The organism is Oceanicoccus sagamiensis (genome assembly GCF_002117105.1).
Taxonomy (GTDB): domain Bacteria; phylum Pseudomonadota; class Gammaproteobacteria; order Pseudomonadales; family Dasaniaceae; genus Oceanicoccus; species Oceanicoccus sagamiensis.
Genome location: NZ_CP019343.1, coordinates 3920027 through 3937861, shown reverse-complemented (window position 1 = coordinate 3937861; position 17835 = coordinate 3920027). Strand labels below are relative to the sequence as shown.

General features: G+C 46.8%; 16 protein-coding genes. 4 read left to right on the top strand and 12 right to left on the bottom strand.

Annotated features, from left to right (window positions below; translation table 11 throughout):
- Positions 1-25 precede the first annotated feature (25 nt).
- The 3 genes from ylqF to BST96_RS17800 are packed head-to-tail and all read right to left on the bottom strand — an operon-like array spanning position 26 to position 3970.
- Positions 26-949, bottom strand: a complete 924-nt coding sequence (gene ylqF / locus BST96_RS17810; protein WP_085759993.1) for a ribosome biogenesis GTPase YlqF — start codon at positions 947-949, stop codon at positions 26-28.
- Positions 950-973: 24 nt separating this feature from the next.
- A complete protein-coding gene (locus BST96_RS17805; RefSeq protein WP_085759992.1) occupies positions 974-3421 on the bottom strand; it encodes a bifunctional diguanylate cyclase/phosphodiesterase in 2448 nt (815 codons plus the stop codon).
- Between the two features lie 15 nt (positions 3422-3436).
- A complete protein-coding gene (locus tag BST96_RS17800; RefSeq protein WP_085759991.1) occupies positions 3437-3970 on the bottom strand; it encodes a YfiR family protein in 534 nt (177 codons plus the stop codon).
- A gap of 452 nt (positions 3971-4422) precedes the next feature.
- Between BST96_RS17800 and BST96_RS17795 the strand changes: the two genes are divergently transcribed.
- Entirely contained in the window at positions 4423-5490 is a 1068-nt protein-coding gene (locus BST96_RS17795) for a DUF2806 domain-containing protein (protein WP_169714036.1), read from the top strand.
- A 30-nt stretch (positions 5491-5520) separates the two neighbouring features.
- Entirely contained in the window at positions 5521-6606 is a 1086-nt protein-coding gene (locus tag BST96_RS17790) for an MBL fold metallo-hydrolase (RefSeq protein ID WP_157118007.1), read from the top strand.
- Between the two features lie 10 nt (positions 6607-6616).
- Here BST96_RS17790 and BST96_RS17785 read toward each other — a convergent pair whose 3' ends face one another.
- Entirely contained in the window at positions 6617-7798 is a 1182-nt protein-coding gene (locus BST96_RS17785; RefSeq protein ID WP_240554839.1) for a patatin-like phospholipase family protein, read from the bottom strand.
- Between the two features lie 135 nt (positions 7799-7933).
- On the opposite strand from BST96_RS17785, the gene BST96_RS17780 reads away from it, so the two are divergent.
- On the top strand, positions 7934-8245 hold the full coding sequence (locus BST96_RS17780) for a Rieske (2Fe-2S) protein (protein ID WP_085759989.1): 312 nt from the start codon (positions 7934-7936) through the stop codon (positions 8243-8245).
- Here the strand turns inward: BST96_RS17780 and BST96_RS17775 are convergent.
- The 8 genes from BST96_RS17775 to BST96_RS17740 form a co-directional block, all read right to left on the bottom strand.
- Positions 8242-8976 carry a hypothetical protein gene (locus tag BST96_RS17775; RefSeq protein ID WP_085759988.1) on the bottom strand — a complete coding sequence of 245 codons (735 nt, stop codon included), beginning with the start codon at positions 8974-8976 and terminating at the stop codon, positions 8242-8244. The genes BST96_RS17780 and BST96_RS17775 overlap by 4 nt on opposite strands.
- Positions 8977-9891, bottom strand: coding sequence for a GNAT family N-acetyltransferase (locus BST96_RS17770; protein ID WP_085759987.1), 915 nt, complete (start codon positions 9889-9891; stop codon positions 8977-8979).
- Complete coding sequence (locus BST96_RS17765; protein ID WP_240554838.1) at positions 9875-11065, bottom strand: cupin domain-containing protein; 1191 nt, start codon at positions 11063-11065, stop codon at positions 9875-9877. Before BST96_RS17765 ends, BST96_RS17770 begins: the two co-directional genes overlap by 17 nt.
- Positions 11066-11100: 35 nt before the next feature.
- A complete protein-coding gene (gene purB, locus BST96_RS17760; RefSeq protein WP_085759985.1) occupies positions 11101-12465 on the bottom strand; it encodes an adenylosuccinate lyase in 1365 nt (454 codons plus the stop codon).
- An 89-nt stretch (positions 12466-12554) separates the two neighbouring features.
- Positions 12555-13181 carry a high frequency lysogenization protein HflD gene (gene hflD, locus BST96_RS17755; protein WP_085759984.1) on the bottom strand — a complete coding sequence of 209 codons (627 nt, stop codon included), beginning with the start codon at positions 13179-13181 and terminating at the stop codon, positions 12555-12557.
- A gap of 17 nt (positions 13182-13198) precedes the next feature.
- Positions 13199-14323, bottom strand: coding sequence for a tRNA 2-thiouridine(34) synthase MnmA (mnmA, locus tag BST96_RS17750; protein WP_085759983.1), 1125 nt, complete (start codon positions 14321-14323; stop codon positions 13199-13201).
- 39 nt (positions 14324-14362) lie between these two features.
- Positions 14363-14806, bottom strand: a complete 444-nt coding sequence (locus BST96_RS17745; RefSeq protein WP_338043287.1) for an NUDIX hydrolase — start codon at positions 14804-14806, stop codon at positions 14363-14365.
- 32 nt (positions 14807-14838) lie between these two features.
- Positions 14839-15438 carry a pseudouridine synthase gene (locus BST96_RS17740; RefSeq protein WP_085759981.1) on the bottom strand — a complete coding sequence of 200 codons (600 nt, stop codon included), beginning with the start codon at positions 15436-15438 and terminating at the stop codon, positions 14839-14841.
- Positions 15439-15605: 167 nt separating this feature from the next.
- Between BST96_RS17740 and BST96_RS17735 the strand changes: the two genes are divergently transcribed.
- On the top strand, positions 15606-17834 hold the full coding sequence (locus BST96_RS17735; protein WP_085759980.1) for an NADP-dependent isocitrate dehydrogenase: 2229 nt from the start codon (positions 15606-15608) through the stop codon (positions 17832-17834).
- The last annotated feature ends 1 nt before the right edge of the window (position 17835 follow it).

Here is a 17835-nt window from a genome sequence, read left to right as displayed (position 1 = left end):
CACTATTACAAGGATTGAATAGAGGTTAATGCCCGCCTTTTTTTCTATTCTTTTTTCGTGCAGCTTTTTTTGCTGCTCTGGCTTCTATCTGTTGCTCTACAATAACGGTTTCCCGCTCGGTTTGTTCCGGTGTTTCCAGAGTGATACGCCCAAGTGTACCGGCTCTAAGTTCGTGTAATAAAATCGTTGATATTTTTTCCAGATCTACCTTTCCTCCTGAGCGTAAGCAGCCGCGTTTTTTCCCGATAATTTCTAGAAACTCAAGTTCGGTGTCAGGCAGGTTATCTAGCTGGTAGCGCTTCTTTAGTAATTCAGGGTAATGCTTAAGCAAAAAGTCAGCGGCAAAAAAAGCCACATCGTCATAGCTCATAGCGGTATCCTTTATTGCGCCGGTAGTTGCCAGCCGGTAGCTACCTTGTTCGCTTTCTACTTTGGGCCACAGCATTCCAGGTGTATCAAATAGCATAATGCCATTGCGTAAATTGATACGTTGCTGGCCTTTGGTAACGGCAGGCTCGTTCCCCGTCTTGGCAATGGTTTTACCGGCGAGGGTATTGATCAGGGTAGATTTACCCACATTGGGTATACCCATAATCATTACGTGTATATCGTTGTGGCCTTTATCCCGTTCGGGCAATATTTTACGGCAGAGATCAATCAGGCTTTGAGTTTTTTCAGGTTGTTGAGTGGTGAGTGCCAGCGCCTTAACGCCTTGCTTTTGATCCAGATAAGTGATCCATTGTTTGGTCAGTGCCGGGTCGGCCAAATCACTTTTTGTTAATACTTTGATGCAGGGTTTGTCGCCACGCAATTTGGCGATCATGGGGTTTTCACTGCTAAAGGGAATGCGGGCGTCAAGCACTTCAATAATCAGGTGTATCTGAGGAAGTATTTCCTCAACCTGTTTGCGGGCCTTGTTCATATGGCCGGGAAACCATTGAATGCTCATCGTAAATGGCTCATTGCTTGCCTGTTAGCTGGCGGAAGCGTTGCGTATGGATTCGAGGTTAAAGTCGTTGCAGAATTCCTCGAGGTCAGAGGCTGGCAATGGACGGCTAAAGTAATAGCCTTGACCGTAATCACATTGACAGGACTCAAGGAATTGTAATTGCTCTTCAGTTTCAACACCTTCGGCAACCACTTGGTAGTTAAGTTTGTGTGCCATGGCAATAACAGCGGCGGTAATAGCCATATCATCTTTGTCCTGAGGGATATCCATCACAAAGGAGCGATCTACTTTAACGATATTAACAGGCAGGCGTTTTAGATAGCCCAAAGAAGAATAACCGGTGCCAAAGTCGTCAATAGAAATTAAAATCCCCAGCGCCTTTAATGCCTCAAGTTTGATTAGGGCATCATCCAGGTTCTCCATTAACACGGTTTCTGTTAATTCTATTTCAAACTGTCCCGGTTTTAATTGATATTCTTTCAGGTTCGATTGTATAAAGCTGATTAATTCATCATCCTGGAATTGTAAAACGGACAGATTGACGGTCATAACGACGTTATCACCGACTAAGCCGTTATCGCACATATGCCTTAGCTGTCGACAAGCTTCGGAAATGACCCATCGACCCAGTGGAATAATTAAGCCGGTCTCTTCTGCGGCGGGGATAAAGTCCATGGGGCTGACAAAACCGCGTTCAGAATTTTGCCAGCGTATCAAAGCTTCAAAACCAATCAGCTGGCCTTGCTTGATATCAATCTGTGGTTGGTAAACCAGATGAAACTCTCTGGCCTCCAGAGCTTTTCTTAAGTCCTGAATAAGCTGCAAGTGGTTGATCAGCTGGGTATTCATCTCTGAGGTGAAAAATTGGTAATTATCCCGACCCTGATCTTTGGCACGGTAGAGCGCAAGGTCGGCATTTTTAATCAGTTCTTCGGCGCTGTTACTATCTTCGGGTGCCATCGAAATACCAGCGCTGGCGGTAATGCGAATTTCTGTTTCGTTGAGTGCGATAGGTCTTTTCAGTGTGTCGATAATTTTTTCAGCAACATGAGATGCAGCCAGTGAACTACTGATGCCCGGCAGTATAATGGCAAATTCATCACCACCTAGTCTGGCTACTGTGTCGCTGGCACGAACACATTCCTGTAAACGTTCAGCAATAAGAGTGAGTAGGGCGTCACCGGAATCATGCCCCAATGAATCGTTAATGTTTTTAAAATTATCGAGATCGAGCAAGATCAAGCCCAGGCTATTACCTTCTCGCTTGAGGTTGCTTATCACATGTTCCAAGCGGTTTCTAAACAGGCGTCGGTTAGCCAGGCCCGTCAGGGTGTCATAAAACGCCATTTGCTCAAGTTGAACCTGTGCGTTTTTGATCTCAGTAATATCATTGATCGTGCCAAGGTAGCCAAGTACCTGGGCGTCATTGCTGGTGAGTAATCCCACGTGGCCGCTAATCCATTTAATGCTGCCATTTTGCAGGCGGCAATTAATATTGATAGCCTGGTTGTTAGATAGCATCGATTGCCAGCTATTTTCGATAACCGATCTATCATCATCATGAATAACCGATAGCCAGTTCTGTTCAATAATGGTGTTATTCGACAGGCCGGTGATTTGTGATAACTCATCGTTGGCATAAACAATATTGCCTTGAGTATCTAGCTGAAAGATACCGACTTTTGATGAGGCGCTAATCAGGCGGAATTTCTCTTCGCTCTCTCTTAAGTCTGCATCTTCACGCTCAATAACATCGAGCATCAGGTTAAAGGAATCTACCACGCGTCCCACTTCGTCATTGTGGTGTTTGTCGGCTCTGCGTGAATAATCATCTTCTTCAGCAATAGACTGTGCAGTTAAGCCAAGTGATAGTAGGGGGCCGGATATCCAGCGAGCAAATATATTGGCCAACCAAAAGGCAATCAGTACCGCAAATAAAGAAACAATCAACATCACATAGACGTGATTGGTTTGCCGGTCTTGCAGGTTTTTGGTGTTAGATTGCAGGTAGAGATAACCAATAATGCTGTTGTCGAGCATGATGGGTTGGATCAGCTCGATATACTGATTATCCACTGAATCAATTAAAAATGTGTCTGTGGGTGTATAGGTTGGGCAGTTAACCGAGTTGTTGGGAAAGCTTGCCAGTCGAGTGGTAATACCTGACTCTGGTTCGTTGTCGTCGAATTTATAGATACAGGCGGCGACAATGGCTTTTTGGAATGACAGGCTTTTCAGGTTGTTGCCAGCCAGCTCACTATCATCAAACACAATGGCGGCTGAACTGCGGTTACTGATAACCGACGCTAGCACCACTAGCTCATTTTTAAGGATATCTTCAAAGCTGTAACGGTCATAAAAAATAATGGCTATCATGGCCACGATCAAGCTGACCAGGCTGATAATCACGCAAAACAGCGTTAGCTTTTTTGCGATGGGTAAATCTCTGAATGGCTGCGAGGAAATCGGCATCGTTATACCATCTTCCTACTTAACAACTTTGGCAATTTCTAACAAATTGCCGCTGATCTCAAAGCCAAGTTCTTTTGCCTTGGTCAGATTGATCTGGAGTTGAACGTTATTGTTGGCGACAACAAGACTAATCAGGCCGCCTTCTTCGAGAAACTGCTTATCTTCTCCTACCGTGAGTAATTGTGGCTTGGTTTTATCATGCTTGGCGATTTCAGCTGAAGCGGATCTGGGTATAAAAAGGATATGGCAAGCCGCATTATCCTGTTGCGGCTGTAAATAGGTAATCTGGATATCACGGCCTTTGGCTTTTCGGCTGGATAATTTATTCAGGTGGCCGTCAAAAGGGTTGTCGCCAAAAACACAAATATTGGTGGTGGATTGTGATAAGGCCTCTGATTCAGGCCAGTTAACAAACTTGATCAGGTTATACAGGTAGGCCGCTTTGATTTTATATTCACGGGAGACGATGTCTTCATTAGCCAGCGCTGGAGCCGTCATCAATACCAAAAGGCATAAATAGCGGCTAATTAGAGGGCTTGGCTTATGCATGGTCTACTTGTGTGCCTGTCTTAAGGGCTATTACACGTGCTTGTTGCATGGTGACAACGCAGCACTTCGCCTGTCTATCGTTAGTAGTTATTATCAGTCAAATGTCCGCAGGATAGGTGGATCCTGAGCTTTGGCCTTTGCGGAACCGATTATTCACTATAATACAATAAGTTACTAGTCACTCTTGCGAAAAGACCTAAACTTCATCTGCGGGTGAAATTTAGCTGCTATGACCAAGATAGCCCCTTATTGGCCCATCATTTGTTGGCCTATATAGCATTTAGTAATATTTAAAGCTAAGTTTAGCTAACTCTGGCCTATTTGCTTGGATTCTTAATAAATATGACTATTATTTGAATCAAGCGTATATTGTCATTGATAATAATGAAGTAAAGCACATAGATAAGGCTTTAATGGCGCTTAAAAGTGATTTTAAGACCCGGTTAACCCAAATGATGACTCAAGCAGATATTTCTCAGGCCCCAAGGCAGCTTGCCCACCATACACAGTGGCTTGATAAGCTCTGGCAGTGCCTGTTTGACGGTGACGCTGGCGGTTTGATGAGCCCTGGGCAAATCCGCCGTGAACATCGGGATCGGGAGCATGTCCGTCAAATTGAAATGGCTGCCATATTGCAGGCTGAACAGGAGCTCAATGGCATACATACCGGTAAGAAGCGCCTGGATGACAATGGCAATCTGGTAGATACCCCTTCGGTAGATCTTGTCGCCACCCATAAAATCATTGAAAACTCTGCCATTGAGCAGGGTCTTGATATTGGTCTGGATAGCCCCGCTGCGATGATACGGTCGGTGGTTAAGGAGTTGAGCGTTCGCGATCTCGAGCGCTCCCTAAACCTCAGGAAAATAGCCATTTTATGTGAAAGTGAGATATTGCTCAGTGAGCCCCAGCCGGTTAGTCATCAGCCGGTGAATGCCGAGTGGATGACCCGCTGGCGTGAGTCTGCTGAAAATGTGTTTAACCCTGAGCTTCAAGTATTGTGGGCCAGAGCTCTGATACTGGAAGTTGCCCAACCCGGTAGTTTTAATCTGGGCGTGATGGCCGCATTATTGCAGCTTAGCGTTGATGATCTTGAGGTGGTTAAGATAGCTTCCAAATACGCCTTTCCGGATTTTATCTTCTGTGGCCCCGGTGCCTATTTGAGTACCGATTTTCACCAGGGCATGTTTGAGATTATGGAAGATCTGGGCTTACTATCGTCAGCGGCAACCACCGTGAGCCTGGCCAGTCATTCCAATGAGCAATTTCGACTTTTGTTGCCCTGTCAAAATAAAGCTCTGCAAATTGAGCACAGCCTCGCCAATAAATCCCTATCGCTTTCTGTTACCAAGCTAACCCGTATCGGCAAGCAGATGATGAAGTTGTGTCATAGCAATGCTGATTTGGCTTATTTGTTTGATTTAGGGCGCACCATTAAGGCCCAGGGTTATAGTGTCGCTATTGGTGATTGGAGGCTTGAAGGTTCCAAGCATCAGTTTGAAGTCCGGCTAGCCCTTTAAACCCCTCGGTGTTACCCCTTGAGTCAGTCTATGACAGATCTGCAGTACCCCTTTGAAAAGCCTCCTGAGTTTGGCGCTACCCTTGAGGTCGCCCCCGGTGTTTATTGGCTGCGAATGCCCCTGCCGATGGCGCTGGATCATATTAATCTCTATTTACTAGAGGATGACGACGGTTGGTGGATTGTTGATACTGGAATGAAATGGGGTAAGGTCAAAGACTACTGGCAAGAGGTCTTTGACCACAGTTTAAAGGACAAGCCGATTAAAGGGGTTATCGTCACTCATATGCATCCTGATCATGTGGGGCAGGCAGGCTGGCTTTGTGATCGTTTTCAGGTGCCCTTATTGATGACCCATGCCGAGTATTACCAAGCGCATTTCTTTGCCAGTTTTAGTGCGGAGCATTTAACCTGGAGTACGCAGCAATATTATCGGCGGGTTGGTCTTGCGGATGATTTTTTTATCACGATGAAACGGGATTTTAAGGGCTATGCCGGTATTGTAGAGCCGATCCCCAGTTCATTTCAGCGCCTGCAAGAAGGCGATGTGCTCACGATTGCCCAGCAGCAGTGGCGGGTGGTGATTGGCAGTGGGCATTCCCCCGAGCATGCCTGCCTGTATTGTGAGGCACTGGGTGTAATGCTGTCCGGCGACCAGATTATTCCCAAAATTACCTCTAACGTCAGTGTTATGCCTAGTGAGCCTGAGGCCAACCCCTTACTGCAATGGCTAAACTCTTTACAGCGGTTTATGGATTTTCCAGCGGACACTCTGGTGTTACCCGCTCACAACACACCCTTTGTGGGGATTCAGACGCGGGTGGAGTATTTGATGGCTCACCATCAGGATCATTTATTGGCTCTGGAAGAGGCCTGTGTTGAAGCCAAAACAGCCCACCAGTTATTGCCCGTGCTCTTTAAGCGTGAGCTGGATAATTCATTAATGATGATGGCAATGGGTGAGTGTGTAGCCCACCTTAATTATCTGATTTATGAGCACAAACTCAGTCGCACTGCAGTGGATGGGGTTGATTATTATTTGTCGATTGATGCGTCGCTTCAACAGCGCGCCAAACCCGGTAAGCATCGCCAGGATGATTTGCCGATTCAGGTGTAAGCCTGCGAGTTTAATCCTTTGCCAGAAAAGCGAGTATCTCTTCTGCCTGATCTTTGCCATCTTTATAGCCAAGGTTGATCAGATGCTGGCAAAACTTTGGTGTAAATAAGAGGTAGCTGGCGATATTAACACCGCCGCTACTAGAGCCGCCGCCACTAACTCGTAAGAAGGTTTTGATACTGGTGGGCAGTTCTTTAAAATGCTCGTCCGCCAGCGCATCAATATCTTCTGAGGGTGAAACCACATGGATGTCAACGGGGCGCAATGTCCTGCCTTCCTGATTTTTTAATTCGCTGTTACTAATCTTTAGCAATTGGTTCATTTGTTCCAATAGCTCGATATCGGTTTCCAGGCTATCGACAAATGCACTATTGAGCAGATGGCCAATAACCTGACCAAAAGCGGGGGAATGGATGCGGCTATAGGGTTGGTCATAATTGCGTTTGTGCCCAGTGGTACTAATAATCATCACTTTGTCAGCGCCAAGGTGCAGTGCAGGGCTGATTGGGGCCAGCTGCCTTAAAGCGCCGTCACCATAATAATTTCTACCGATACGCTGTGGTGGAAAAATGGTTGGGATGGCGGTAGATGCCAGCAAATGCCGTAGCTGTAGGGGGGTAGGAATACCTTGTCGACGCCAACGTTGCCATTCGGCGTTTTCAGGGCCGCCTTGGTAAAAACTCACCGATACCCGCTCTGTATAGTTCATCGCTGTAACACACACTGCCGAGAGCTTGCCTGCTTTTAAATTGCGACCAATACCGGAGAAGTCGATTTTTTCTCGCAGAAATTGTTTTAAGGGGGCATTGTCCAGCAGGGCAACCGGGCGACCAACAGCTATACCTGAATTAAATAATGAAGCGATTAAGCGCCAGGCATTGCGAAAAATACCCGACCAGTCGCTGCGGTAGACATGGTCCGTGCCCAGGTTAAGCCATAGTTCTTCCAGCCAGGCACAACTCTGCTCAAAACTCTGCTCTTTGCTGGCAATGGCGACGGCATTAAGTGCGCCGGCAGATGTGCCGCACAATACAGGGAAGGGGTAGTCATACTCTGCTTTGGTGATTTCTGCCAGAGCCTTAAGTACACCTACTTGATAGGCTGCCCGGGCACCACCGCCAGGCATAATCAATGCGGTGCCAGTATTCGGTGCTGCCGGGTTATCGCCGGTTTGTGTTGTTGCTTCGGTCATAAACGCTAGTTTTTATTGAGGGTTTATTATTGACAGTTTTTTATTGATGGTACTTGCAGTTTAACGGCATATTGCTTATTTTCCAGCCTCAGGACCTGCCAATGTTAATGATGACCGTTAGAACTGGATCTGGCTATGCGTTTTTATTCATTAGATAAATTAATCAACCTGCACGATGGCTATCGTAAGGTATTTAAAATTGACCTGTATAATTTGATTTTATTGCAGGTTGCCGGTGAGCGCTATTTACTGGAAAGTACTTGCCCGCACCGCGGTCACCCCATTTCTGAATCAGATATTGATGGCTCCAGATTGCGCTGTTCGCTGCATGGCTATCAGTTTGATATTGCCACCGGTGAGTTAATGGTGGCCACTGAAGCGCCTTGCCGCGGGCTTAAAACCTACGAGTTGATCTATCAGGGCACAGAGATTGGAGTGATGCTTTAGTTGGCCGGGGTGACTTTAATATATAAAGCATCGATATCACGGCTGTTGGTGCCGTAAGTTTTTGTGCTGGTGCTGGTGGTACGATTGCCATTGGAGCCGATAGATAACCACTGGTAGCTAGGTCCGCTGATTTCATTATTGATCATGGCAAATCGGCCATTCTGTAAGGTCTGCATTTTTACCGTTACATAGACATGGTCTTGTGAACCTTTTACGGTCAGTTGTAAGTACTCCTGCTGGACGGGTATTTCCTCAACCCTTGACCACAGCAGTGGTCGCACACCGTTAACCGTTTGCGCGCGCGTTTCTTTTACGGTAATAAAAGGGATATTCTCAGTTAGGGTAAAAACCCCCTGACTAACAGCACGGCTATTGGTTGAATAGGTTTTAGCGCCAGATTTTCCCGGGTTGTTGCTGATTTCTACATTGAAGCGTTGCGGTGCTTTATCCAATTTAGCGAGCATTTCCAGTATTTCATTCACCTTGGCGCGCTCACCGCGAATGATCAATTGCTGGTTTTCTACAGCAAGTTTGACTTCGTCCTCATACAAAGCGTTAATTGATGACTTTAATTCATCCGCTAATTGATGGCTGGGTTGATAAAACTCAACAACGTTTTCTTGCGCGGATTGGCCGCTGATATCGCTAGCGTAGACGCTTGCGCTTAGTACGGTGGTGATTAATAGCCATAAACATAATGCAGGGTAGGTATTGCTCTGCTTACTAGTCATTTAAATCTCCAGCTGCCTGAGGTCTTTATCTTCTTTGGCCCGTTCCCATAAATCATCGTACTGTTCTATATAGCTTTGTACAACCGGGTGGTTATGATAATTACCCCAGATCTTATCAGGGTCTTTCATAGATTGGCATATCATAGCGCATTGATCGGTAATAATAAGGTTGTGTTTAATATCGTGGGGGCTGGCGGTGGTTTTGCGAATCAGGATATTGCTGGATAAACGCCGCTGCAACGTCAGCAGTCTGTGACTCAGTCTAACCATCGGTGCAGTATCAACAACCAGTATACGAATTTCGGTATAGCGGCTTTTTCGGGCCAAATCAGAGAATATTTGCCGAAACTCATTGTTATCAAAGGTGCGCGCATCCAGATCATAGGAAAGTATGCGGCATTGCTTTTGCGCCTGGCGGCTAATATCCAGCGCCGCTTGTTTAAAATTGTCGATAACAAAATTGCCCCCATGAATGCCAACTAGTCGCTGTTCCGCTAAGGCGAGGCGCATGGTTTTATGGGGCATATTGGCATCCATAAATTCTTCACCTACAGCGATAAAACCAGCCTGCTGATAAAACGCGATAGCATGGGTCTGTGCATATAAGTAGGCTTCAAATAATTGATCAGAGCGGGCGCTCGCAATAGCCTGTTCCAATAAGGCCCGACCAACACCCTGGCCGCGATACGGTTTTAATGTGGCCATGCGGCCAATATGTCCATCTGCAAGCATCCGGCAGGTACCGATAGCTTCGTTCTGTTCGTTAAGAGCCAGCCAGTGCAAGGCTTGCTCATCATGCTCGTCCCATTCTAATTCAATTGGCACTTGCTGCTCTTCTACAAATACCGCTGTGCGCACCGCCCGCAGCAGCACTTTATCCTGTTGCCATATTGCCGCTCTAACCGTAAACGTCATCGTTATGCTGTTCCTCAAAATAGAGCTCGCCCTGCTGAATAAGTTGTTGAATCAGCGTAAAACTTTCTCTGTCGGCAAGCAATGCTTGAATAGCGGCCGTAGAATATTGATCATTATTGGCGAGCAGGGCGGCAAGTTCTAACGATGCATTATAGCTTTGGGCATTGATATGTAGAGTTGTTTGCTTGTTGGTGTTGGTATAGGCAAAGCGGGAGCTATTATCACGGTATAAAACGTTATGCTCGTTTAGCATTGAGCGGATGTCATTGTCACTGAGCTCCAGTCTGCTTACTTCTCTGGGGTATTTGGATAGCGTCATAAATTCGCCGAACCAGTGAGCGATAGCGTCTTTATCATCAACCAATTTTTTAAGTATGTCCTGTACTTTATCCAGTGTTGCTGGAGTAATTTGCCCGGGGTGCTGCTGGTGTTTTAGCTGTGGATCGCTATAGCGCTGCTGTTCATTCAGCAGGCTGATTTGGTGATCACAAAAATCCGATAATAATTCACCGTGGCTAGGTGCTCTAAACCCAATGGAATACGTCATACAGTCATTATCCATTGAGGTGCCCCGGTGGCCGAAGCCGGGCGGAACATAGAGCATATCGCCTGGATTTAATAGCCATTCTTGTTCAGGTTCAAAATCGTCCAATAGTTGCAGTTCTTCATTGCTTTGTAGCTGGCTGACGTGGGTGGTTTTTGAGCCGAGTTGCCACTGGCGGCAACCGGCGCCCTGCAATAAAAAAACATCATAGTTATCTGTATGGGCAGGAATTCCACCGTTTTTACTGGCATAGCTGACCATAACGTCATCGATGCGCCAGTTAGGTATAAACCTGAATTGATTTAATAAATCGGCTACATCACGGTCATAGTGGTCTACAGCTTGTACCAGTAGGGTCCAGTCAGTATCGGGTAATGAAGTAAAGACCGATTCTTCAAAAGGTCCGTGAGCTAGTTCGTAATGGCCGTTTTTTTTGGCAACGATTCTGGATTCAACGTCTTCTTCGCAGGCAAGCCCCGCCAACTCTTCTGGCGTCAGCGGGTTGCTAAAATTCACAAAGGCGTTGCGAATCAGCAGTGGTTTTTGTTGCCAGTGATGTTGTAAAAAATCATCGATATCAAAATTATTGATCATAGCGTTACGTGTGATTGTCGGTTGCAAAAGAGTCATAAAAAAAGCCCCGCGTTGCGAGGCTTTGGGAGCGCTTAAATATTGTTGGCCTGGTCAATGGCGTTGCCTATATAGGTATCTGGTGACAGCTTTCTAAGGCTTTCTTTGGCTTCCTCAGGAATCTCCAGAGTATCAATAAACACATCCAGTGTTTCACGGTTAATCGTTTGGCCGCGAGTTAGTGCTTTGAGTTTTTCATAGGGCTCTTCAATATTGTAACGGCGCATCACTGTTTGGATAGGTTCAGCCAATACCTCCCAGCTATTGTCCAAATCTTCAGCCAGACGCTCGCGGTTGATTTGTAGTTTACCCAAGCCTTTTAGCGTTGCAGCATAAGCGATCAGGCTATACCCGATGCCTACCCCCATATTGCGTAATACCGTTGAGTCGGTCAGGTCTCGCTGCCAGCGTGACACTGGAAGTTTTGTGGCCATATGAGAAAACACCGCATTGGCCAATCCCAAGTTACCTTCTGAGTTTTCAAAATCAATAGGGTTCACTTTATGCGGCATAGTGGATGAACCCACTTCGCCGGCAATAACCCGTTGCTTGAAAAACCCCATAGAGATATAGGCCCAAATATCGCGGTCCAAATCAATCAGGATGGTATTAAAGCGGGCAAAGCCATCAAATAATTCCGCGATATAATCGTGGGGCTCAATCTGGGTTGTGTAGGGATTCCATTGAATACCCAAGCTCTCGACAAAGCTTTGCGCGTTGGCTTGCCAGTCAATATCCGGGTAAGCCGACAAGTGAGCGTTGTAGTTACCGACAGCGCCGTTGATTTTACCGAGCAGTTCAATTTTTTCGATTTGCTGTACCTGACGACGCAGGCGAGCCACCACATTGGCAAATTCTTTACCCATGGTGGAAGGGCTGGCTGTTTGGCCGTGGGTGCGCGATAGCATCGGCGTATCGGCATACTCACTGCTCAGCGCTGTCATTTTATCAATCAGGCCATTCATGGATGTCAGGATAATGTCACGGCCTTCTTTAAGCATTAAGGCGTGAGACAGATTGTTAATATCTTCAGAAGTACAGGCAAAGTGAATAAACTCGCTAACCGCATTCACTTCTTCGTTGTCAGCCACCGCTTTTTTCAGGAAGTACTCAACCGCCTTAACATCATGGTTGGTCGTACTCTCGATCTCTTTGATTGCCAGTGCGTCGGCTTCTGAGAAGTTGTCAGTAATACTGTTCAGCAAGTCATCGGCGGTATCGCTAAAGGCGGGGACTTCACTAATAGCGGGGTGGGCTGCCAGGCATTGCAGCCAGCGTACCTCTACCAATACACGGTTTTTAATTAAACCAAACTCACTAAAAACGCCCCTTAAAGAAGCGGTTTTGCTGCCGTAGCGGCCGTCGATAGGGGAGATCGCGGTTAGTGCTGATAAATCCATGGACTTGTCTCGTTGTCTAAAAGGGTTGTCTGGAAAGGGGCGCAATCATACATGATTCAGGCGGTGATTTCAGCGCTAATCAAGGCTGATTATAGCGTCGCCAGCAACTCTCTGGCGCTATTAAGCAGCTGGCGCCTATTGAGCAGTAATTTCCAGCGCCTGCCACCGGTTTGCCGCCATAGAACAGCGCTGCGAATACCGGCCAGTAACAAAGCTCTAATCGTATCGGCGTTCTGGCTGTTTTGCAGCTGCTGCATGCTGCCGCTCACTTGAATCCTGAACTTAAAAGTGCTCAGGGTATCCTGATAAATCGCCGCAATACTTTTTGTGGTAGATGCTGGGTTATCACTAAAATGCTCTGCATTGAGTGAGGCATGTTCTAGTCGGCTACGCATGATATTTAGCAGTTCATCGTTGGCTGATAGCTTCTTTTGTAAATACAGCATGCCCAGGGTGTAGCGAATAATGGTGCTATATTGTTGCCGCTTGGAGCCATTAAGAATATCAGTCAGTACTTGTAGGCCCAGTTTTACACCGTGAATTCCGCCATAAACGGCTTCAGTGCTATTGGCATCAAAGGCAAACAGGCTGTTAAGTGAAGGGTTAACACTTTCGGCCGGGGCTGTACCCGTACGCGCTATCTGGTCGACCAGATAAGCCGTTTGTAATACGCCAGCCAGAGCTAAAGTTTGCGAGGTGTTGGGATCAGTTGCCAAGGATAGTGACCTAAAGGTTATGCCGTTGCCGTACTGGCCGTCGTGGCCAGATTATACGCTTGTTCGATAACACCGCCGCCCAGACAGATTTCACCGTCGTAGAAAACGGCGGATTGCCCCGGTGTAATAGCGCGCTGGGGATCGTCGAAAATCACCTGATAAGTAGTGCCCTGACGGTTAATCTCGCAGGCTTGATCATGCTGTCGGTAACGTACTTTTGCCATACAGCGGTAGGGCAGTTCCGGTTCAATACCGTCAATCCAGTGTATCTCCCTGACGGACAGAGCTTGCTTAAATAAGCGCGGATGCTGTTTGCCCTGGGTAATAATTAAGACATTGCGATCCAGGTCCTTATCGACCACATACCAGGGTTGATCGCCAGCGCCTTTTACGCCGCCAATCCCCAGGCCCTGGCGCTGGCCGATGGTGTGATACATCAAGCCATTGTGTTGGCCCATTGGATTGCCATCAATATCTTCTATCTCGCCAGGTTGAGCCGGTAGGTATTGCTGTAAAAAATCTTTAAAACGCCGCTCGCCGATAAAACAAATACCGGTACTGTCTTTTTTGTTGTGAGTCACCAGATCGTGTTGTTCGGCAATGGCGCGCACTTCAGGTTTTGCTAATTCACCGACAGGAAAGAGTGTTTTAGCGATTTCTTTGCCGCTGACAGCATGTAAGAAATAGCTTTGATCTTTGTTATTATCCAGACCTTTGATTAGTTTGGCGCTGTCTCCATGCTGGTATTTGCGCACATAGTGGCCGGTGGCAATAAAATCTGCCCCTAATACCAGCGCATAATCCAAAAAAGCTTTGAACTTGATTTCCCGGTTACAAAGGATATCCGGGTTCGGTGTTCGCCCCGCTTTATACTCTTCAAGAAAATGCTCAAACACATTGTCCCAATATTCTGCGGCAAAGTTGGCAGTATGCAAATGTATGTTCAATTTATCGCACACCGCCTGCGCATCGGCAAGGTCATCTTTGGCCGTGCAGTATTCCGTGCCGTCGTCTTCGTCCCAGTTTTTCATAAACAAGCCTTCGACCTGATAGCCTTGCTGCTGTAGCAGCAGGGCTGAGACCGAAGAATCGACACCGCCGGACATGCCGACAATGACTTTTTGTTGGGAAAGGGGGTTCATATAAGCGTGTTCACACAGGTTGTTGATTAAGGGACAGTATTACTCGAATACCATCTCAATCGGGTAGCGATGACCTTGCTGGTATTGCTCTATACACTTGATCACCAGATTAGAGCGCATTCTATCACTGCTGGCGAGCATTTCCTCATAGCTCATCCAGACCGCTTGTTCGATGCCGTCATCGAGTGGTTGCTGCTGGTCATGCTCCAGGGCGTTGGCGTAAAAAGTGGTGCGGTGGTAGGTCACCTGATTGTGGGGAGAGGTGTATAAAGCAACACCGACGACACCTTGCAATTCAATGTGCCAGCCGGTTTCTTCAAAGGTTTCACGGACAGCAGCCTGTTCCAGTGTTTCATTAGGGTCCAGATGGCCTGCGGGCTGATTAAAAACCAGTTCACCGTTACAGCGTTCCTCTACTAATAAATACTTGCCATCTTTTTCTATTACCGTGGCTACGGTAACGTGGGGCTGCCAATCCATCATTCTACCTACAACTGATTTACGAAAAGTAGCGATTATAGCCTTCTATTGCGCCGAGTTGAATGTCCCTTGCGTTGTGAATTGTTCGCAGGGGCGTGTATGGTCAGTTGCCTGGATTCCCCTGGGGCCAGCCCATCGATTGTCCAATCACCCACTTTGGCCCGTATTAGCCTGAGGGTAGGGTGGCCAATTGCCGCCGTCATTCGTCGGACCTGCCGATTGCGGCCCTCACTGATACTTAGTTCAAGCCATGAAGTCGGTATAGCAGACCGCTGCCTGACCGGTGGCGTTCTGGGCCAGATAGCAGGTTCTTCTATCAGCGCCACTTTGGCGGGGCGGCAGAGCCCATCGTTTAGCTTTATACCTCGCCTAAGGGGCTCAAGGTCTGTATGGCTGGGGCTGCCTTCAACTTGCACCCAGTAGGTTTTACTCTGCTTGGCATCAGGATGGCTGATTTGGTGTTGTAATTTGCCGTCATCGGTCAAAATCACCAGACCTTCAGAGTCGTAATCCAGTCGGCCGGCGGGATAGACTCCCGCTGTATCGACAAAATCCGCCAGGTTGGCGCGGCCTTCTTTATCCGTAAACTGACAAAGTACGTTAAAAGGTTTGTTAAGAAGGATGATTTTGGCCATTTATTGATCGATATTAAGCTAAGTGATTGTTTTAAGCGATATTATCATCTATCGAAAAGTCCTGCTTGCTGCTATAATCGCGGCCGCAAAAACCGAGGCAGATTATAAAGAAGAAGCCAATAGAAGCTTTCATTGCCTTATTTCCATTGAAATACCGGGAACCTAGTATGTCAGAACTATCAAAGATAATTTATACAAAAACCGATGAAGCACCAGCCTTAGCCACTTATTCATTGCTGCCTATTGTTAATGCTTTCACCAAGGCCGCTGATATAGCAGTAGAGAAAAGAGATATCTCTCTTTCTGGTCGTATCATTGCCAACTTTCCTGAAAACCTCAGTGATGAACAGAAAATATCCGATGCTCTAGCAGAGTTAGGTGAATTGACCCTGCTGCCAGAAGCCAACATTATTAAATTGCCTAATATCAGTGCCTCCATTCCCCAACTTAAAGCGGCTATTGCTGAATTGCAGGCGCAGGGCTTTGCGGTACCGGATTATCCGGAAGATCCCCAGACGGATGAAGACAAAGCGATTAAGGCGCGTTATGCCAATGTATTAGGTAGCGCGGTTAATCCAGTGCTACGTGAAGGTAATTCTGATCGTCGTGCTCCACCGTCCGTTAAGCAGTTCGCTAAAACCAATCCTCATAAAATGGGCGCCTGGAGCCAGGCCTCCAGAACGCACGTTGCCCATATGCGCGGTGGTGATTTTTATTCCAGTGAACAATCGACAGTGATTGAAAGCCCCTGCGATGTAAGAATTGAGATTGTTAATAAAGCCGGAGAAACTACGGTGCTAAAAGAGAAAACCTCTCTGTTGGCCGGTGAGATTATCGACGGTATGTTTATGAGTAAAAAAGCACTTTGCCAGTTTTTTGAAGAGCAAATTGAAGACGCAAAAAATACCGATGTACTCTTTTCTCTGCACGTAAAAGCGACCATGATGAAGGTGTCTCACCCGATTGTATTTGGTCATGCGGTTAAGGTTTATTATAAAGACTTGTTTGAGAAGCATGCTGACACCTTTGCTAAGCTTGGTGTTAATGCCAATAGTGGCCTGGGTAATGTGTATGAAAAAATCGAACAACTACCCTCGTCAAAACGTACTGAAATCGAGCGTGATATCCAGGCGTGTTATTTAGATCGTCCAGCAATGGCGATGGTAAATTCAGACAAGGGTATTTCAAACCTGCACGTTCCCAGCGACGTTATTGTCGATGCATCGATGCCTGCCATGATTCGTGAGTCAGGTAAAATGTGGGGGCCTGATGGTAAACTGCATGATACTAAAGCGGTTATCCCCGAAAGTACTTATGCCCGTTTCTATCAGGAAATGATTAATTTCTGTAAAACCCATGGCGCTTTTGATCCTACCACGATGGGTACCGTACCGAACGTTGGTTTAATGGCTAAAAAAGCTGAAGAGTATGGTTCTCACGATAAAACTTTTGAACTTCCATTCGATGGCACGGTTCGCATTGTTGATAATAATGACACTGTTTTAATGCAGCATGAGTGTGAAGAGGGTGATATCTGGAGAATGTGCCAGGCCAAAGATGGCCCTATTCAGGACTGGATTAAACTGGCGGTCAACCGCGCCAGAGCAACAGATACGCCTGCGGTATTCTGGTTAGATACAGCCCGTGCCCATGATGTTCAGTTGATTAAAAAAGTTGAACAATATTTGCCGGATCATAATACAGAGGGGCTGGTCATTAAGATTATGGATCCCGTGTCTGCGATTCGCTACACCATGGAACGCTTGATTCGCGGTGAAGATACCATTTCTGTTACAGGCAATGTACTGCGTGATTACTTAACAGACCTTTTCCCAATTATGGAACTGGGTACCAGTGCCAAAATGCTGTCCATTGTTCCACTGATGAATGGCGGTGGCTTATTTGAAACTGGTGCTGGTGGTTCTGCCCCGAAACACGTTCAGCAATTTGAAGAAGAAGGGCACTTGCGCTGGGATTCACTGGGTGAGTTTTTGGCCTTGGCGGTATCATTGGAAGACCTTGCCGATAAAACCGATAACGCAAAAGCCAAAGTACTGGCTAAAACTCTAGATGCAGCCACGGCAAAATTGTTGCAAAACAATAAGTCGCCTTCCCGTAAAGTCGGCGAGTTAGATAATCGTGGTAGCCACTTTTATCTGGCCATGTACTGGGCCGAAGCGCTGGCTGCACAGACGGAAGATACGCAGTTACAGGCTTCTTTTGCTGCGCTTTCTGCCAACTTGCTGGACAATGAGTCGGCTATTATCGATGAGTTAAATGCCGTGCAGGGTGCAGCGATTGAGTTGGGTGGTTATTATCGTCCCGATGATGCGCTGGCTGAAAAAGCGATGCGGCCGAGTGCTACCTTTAACAGTGCCCTGGATTCTATCGCCTAAT